This window comes from Campylobacter sp. CFSAN093229, assembly GCF_011068225.1.
In the GTDB taxonomy this organism is placed as follows: domain Bacteria; phylum Campylobacterota; class Campylobacteria; order Campylobacterales; family Campylobacteraceae; genus Campylobacter_D; species Campylobacter_D jejuni.
In genome coordinates, this window is record NZ_JAAMXB010000020.1 from 1 (window position 1) to 1,145 (window position 1,145).

Annotated in this window: 1 protein-coding gene; it reads right to left on the minus strand. The window is 25.8% G+C overall.

Annotated elements, in window-relative coordinates; all coding sequences use genetic code 11:
* Positions 1–33: 33 nt before the first annotated feature.
* Positions 34–1,145: DUF2972 domain-containing protein (locus FBE93_RS08195; RefSeq protein ID WP_133237175.1), on the minus strand; the 1,112-nt coding region annotated here is incomplete at its 5' end.

Sequence of the window (1,145 nt, forward strand, 5' to 3'; positions counted from 1 at the left end):
TTATTAATTTACAAATCTTTCTCCTGAATATTACTAATCCAACTCCTTGCACATTTTTTCAAATTCTTGATAGTATTTCCAAGAAGCTACTATATTTGGATGATGTTGCTTAATACAAATCAACTCTTGATCAAAAATTTTTTTCCATTGCCTCATAAGAGTTTGATTATTTTTCAAATAAGCTAATATTTGATTTTCACATATTAAACATTTTGCTTTTAAATCAAATTTAACCTTCATCTTGGATATAAATTCTTCTAAATAAGACTGAATACATTTTATCAAAGTCAAATTATTCTCTAGATAAACAAATTGTTCCTTAGGAATACAAAAAATTAAATTTTCGAAAGGTAGATTATCTTTAAATAATACAGGATTAATTTTCTTATAATTATTTATTTTGTGAAGCTTAAAAAACTGTCTTGTAGTAATTAAAATTTCAATAATTTTACCATCGGCATAATTTACCCCAAAATTCTCCAAATCTACGCATAAAATAAGTGGAATTGATAAAAAAGCTCCTAACATATCATACACTACGGTATTATGGAATAAATTTTTTGATATTTGTCTAAAATGGTATAAAGCATTTAATTGACTGAAAGTATGATAAGCATATTCAGGTTTAATACTAGCCATGTCTAAGTAAGTAATTTTTTCTATTTTAAAAAATTGTGTTAAAAAATTTAATCTAAAAAAGCTTTCCGCATAAATCCAATAAGTTTTTATATGATCACAGGTTGGCAAAGGAGATTCGAAATAATATGTCTCTCTATCTAAAACTCTTTCTATAGGTGTATCCAAATCAAAACGATCAAGTCTATTCGCCTTTAAATTAATATGATTTAAACCCGTTTTTAATCTCGAAATTGGATCCCTAACCAAATATAATACAGGTTTATTTTTATTTAAAAGATTTAAAAATCTTTTAAGATCTCCCCTGGAAACATAAACATGAGTGTAATCAGTATATGCTATAACATTATATTTTAAAGGGTTATTTAGCAACTGCATGAAAATGTTAGAATATATAATAAATGGATTATGATGAATATATTTGCAAATATTTACTTCGCAAAGTTCCAAATACATTGTCATTGCTGCATGACCCGATAAAGCAGAAGAAAGCCACACAAACTCATAGT